Raw genomic sequence first — 3473 nt, 5'->3', positions numbered from 1 at the left:
CAGAGCCTCCTTCGGCGAAACAACAACCGTCCGAACGGCTTTCGGGCAGCAACGATCGGGCCGCAGCAGATGGGTCGGTCGACCCGGATGCCCGGCTTCGGCGCCCTCGGCGATTCGGCATGAGCGCGGACGGTGACGACGTCACCCGCGCGAGATCCAACAGATTCGGTGAGACGGATCGGTGGCCGTGGGCCACCGCCGCGGCGGACACCACTGGCGCCCCGGTACTGCCTAACTCTTGATCGTGCCTCCAACGTCACTGCCGGGACCTCGGTCCTCGATCCCGGCGATGTTTCCTAGATCACACGGATGTCACCCGCGCATTGCGAACACTAGGCGGTTCGATAATAAAAAGGAACGATTTCAGCTAAAAAGTTCTGGACGTTCGACCTGGTCGCTCTCGGGCCACAGCAAACTCCGAGCAGATTCGTGCGCGCGACCGCCCAGGGGTCACGAATGTGAGCTATCGCACTTTCGGATGTGCAGACTATGAGCCGAAACGTTGCATCCGCGTTGCATCGGCGCCCAGGCGCCGGTCGAGCACCCGGATCTTGGCCTCGATCTGCGCATACAGCGGGGAGTCCCGGTCCACCGTCGCCCGGTAGGCGGCCCACGCGGCGGCGTCGTCGCGCCCCTCCGCGCCCGCCGTCCACCGGCGCAACACGGCCGCCTCGCCCGAGCCGAGCACCGCGGTGCGCAACCGCACGCGCAGTTCGTCGCGAATATCTATGACGCCCGGCGCGGCCGAACGCGGTAATACCGGTCCGGCATAAAGCCGTAATGCGGAATCGACATCACCGGAATCCAAAGCGGCCCGCAACGCCTCCACATCGGTTGCGACATGGACGCGCAACTTGTATGGGCGCGAACCGAATACGGTCGGGCCCACCACCGACCGCAAGCGCGACATGGCCGCGCGGATGGTGCCGTTGTCCAGATCGGTGTCGTCGAGCAGCAGCGCCAGATGATCGGCGCCGAGACCCTCGGGATGTTCGGCGAGCAACAGCAGGATCTCGGCGTGCCGCTGCGACAGCGGCACCCGGTCGCCCGCGATGGTCAACTGCGGCTGGCCGAGCCCGAGCACGTCCAGACCGAGCCCGCGCGATTCGGCGCTCACCGCCGGCTCCGGCCGGGCCCGCCCCGCGCCGCCGTGCTGGGCCGACCGCATCGCGCTCAGCACCAGATCCATCTCGGCCGCGGTGGCGGTGGCCTTCACCAGCGCCAGGATCTCGGGCCTGGCCACCCGCACGCCGCCCGCGATCATCAGCACGCCGACCAACCGGCCGTCCGGATCGTGCACGGGCGCGGCGGCGCCGGTGATCTGGTGCATGCGGTGCAGGAAATGTTCGGGACCGTGAATCCAGGTGGCGCGCCCGGTGCGCACCACCAGCCCGACGGCATTGGTACCGACGCGGCGTTCGCTCAGATCGTCACCGGCGCGCAAACCGATCTCGGCGGCCGCGGTGACCTGTTCCGGTTTGCCGTGCACCGAGAGCACGCGGCCGAACTGGTCGGCGACCACCACGATGAGACCGGTCGCCGCCGCGTCCTGGACGAGCAGTTTGTCGATGAGCGGCATGAGCGCCGCGATGGGATGGGCGTCGCGGTAGCGCTGCAGATCGGTGCCGCGCAGACCGCGTTCGCTGAGCACGTCCATGGGGTCCACGCCGCCGCGCAGGCTGCGCATCCACGACTCCAGCACCAGCGGGCGCAGCAAACCGGCCAGCTGCGACAGTTGTTCGCCACCGGCGCTAAGATATCCGTGTGCTTGCGCGGCATAGGCTTCCAGGGCGCCGAGTTGCGTGCCCGGCTCGATGCTCTGCCGTGACGGCCGCCCACCTGCGAGATTGCTGACCATTTGCCTTTCTTTCCCGCCCCAAACTGTACCGGCGCGTATCCCCAGGCAATGACGGATGCTCTTCTTTGTCCGCCAGCTCACACCCGGTGCGTTCCTAGCCGTTTTGTGACCCACGCGTCTTTCACTTCATGGTGTGAGGTACCTCGCGGCACGTTCGGCAATCATCACCACGCTCGCCTGCGGCCCGCGCCCCAGCGGCACCGGCACCACCGACAGATCGGCGACGGACAGCCCGGTCAGGCCGCGCACGCCGAGACGGGCATCCACCACGGCGCGCGGATCGTCCGCCGTGCCCATCCGGCAGCTACCCGAGAGATGTTGCGAGATGGAAAGATTCGCACGCAGCCACGGGGTGTCCGGGTCGGCGCGTAGGGGCAGCGTACCCGGCATGCGGGCGAGCACGTCGAGCGCCACCGAGACGCCCGCGCGCAGCGTTTCGCGATCGTCGCGTTCGGCCAGCCAGTGCTGAGTTATCGCGGGCGGGCGGTCCGGATCGGCCACGCGCAACCGGAGCGCGCCGCTGCCGCGCGGGCGCATGAGGGCAACCCCCATCCGGTACTCGGGAGGGGCGAACGACACCGTGTAGGGGCGGATCTCCACCCCGCCGACGGTGAGCGCGAACTCCAGCGGAACGGTTGCCCGGGGCGGTAGCTGTGGGCCGGGGCGGTAGGCCACGCCGATCTCCGGGTGATCGGTACACCACTGCCCCACCGGCGCGTCGCGCACGACCGGGATGCCGAGCGCGGCCAGGTCGGCGGCGGGCCCGACCCCCGAACGCAACAGCAACGCCGCCGATTCGATCGCGCCCGCGCACAGCACGATCCGGTCCGCCCACGCCGACGACGCCGCGGTTCCGCGGCGGTATTCGACGCCGATCGCGCGGTCACCGCGGAAGAGGATGCGCGTCACCAGGATTCCGCCGTCCACGGTGAGGTTCGGCCGCGACAGCACCGGCGCCAGGTACGCCGTCGCCGTGCCGACCCGTTCGCCGTCGGCCACATTGCAGGGCACCGGCCCCACGCCGTCGGCGGGACCCGAGCCCGGCAACGCGTTGAGGTCGGGCAGTTCGGCGAACCCGGCGTCGCGGGCGGCCGCCGCGAACGCGCGGCTCACCGGTGCCGGATCGGCGGTGCGGCACACCGGGATCGGGCCGTCCGCGCCGTGACCGGGCGCCGCGCCGTAGTCCGCATCGCGCTCCAGCGCGCGATAGGCGGGCAGGACCGCGTCGAACGACCACGACTCGTCGCCGCCGAGTTCCTTCGTCCACGCCGCGAAATCGGCGGCGGGCGCGCGCACGAAGTAACTGCCGTTGACCGAGCTGGAACCGCCGATCACCCTGCCGCGCACCAGTTCCGCCGTCACCTCGGGGCCGTCGGCCAGCGTCGCGGGGTAGCGCCACAACCACGGCGAGTCCGGGCCGATCGGCATCCGGCTCGCGTCGCGCAGCTCCGGCGGGACGACGCCCGGCCCGGCTTCGAGCACCCGGACGGTGTGCGCGGGGTCCGCGCTGAGCCGGGCCGCCAGGACGCACCCCGCGGTGCCACCACCCACGATCAAGGTGTGGACCATCCGAACTCGCTCCTGACTGCGCCGCCACGCGCGGCGGCGGGAAGAG

Annotated in this window: 2 protein-coding genes; both read right to left on the bottom strand. The window is 70.4% G+C overall.

The window, feature by feature from the left end:
• Positions 1 to 487: 487 nt before the first annotated feature.
• Complete coding sequence (locus OHB21_RS11990; protein ID WP_067514413.1) at positions 488 to 1858, bottom strand: GAF domain-containing protein; 1371 nt, start codon at positions 1856 to 1858, stop codon at positions 488 to 490.
• Positions 1859 to 1984: 126 nt separating this feature from the next.
• Entirely contained in the window at positions 1985 to 3427 is a 1443-nt protein-coding gene (gene mftG / locus OHB21_RS11985; protein WP_067514411.1) for a mycofactocin dehydrogenase MftG, read from the bottom strand.
• Positions 3428 to 3473: the final 46 nt, after the last annotated feature.

The organism is Nocardia puris, from assembly GCF_036051655.1.
In the GTDB taxonomy this organism is placed as follows: Bacteria; Actinomycetota; Actinomycetes; order Mycobacteriales; family Mycobacteriaceae; genus Nocardia; species Nocardia puris.
This window is presented reverse-complemented; position numbering and strand designations above follow the sequence as displayed.

Excerpts from the sequence above, each read along its gene's own strand:
- mftG (WP_067514411.1), bottom strand. The coding sequence starts at position 3,427 with ATGGTCCACACCTTGATCGTGGGTGGTGGCACCGCGGGGTGCGTCCTG.
- OHB21_RS11990 (WP_067514413.1), bottom strand. The coding sequence starts at position 1,858 with ATGGTCAGCAATCTCGCAGGTGGGCGGCCGTCACGGCAGAGCATCGAG.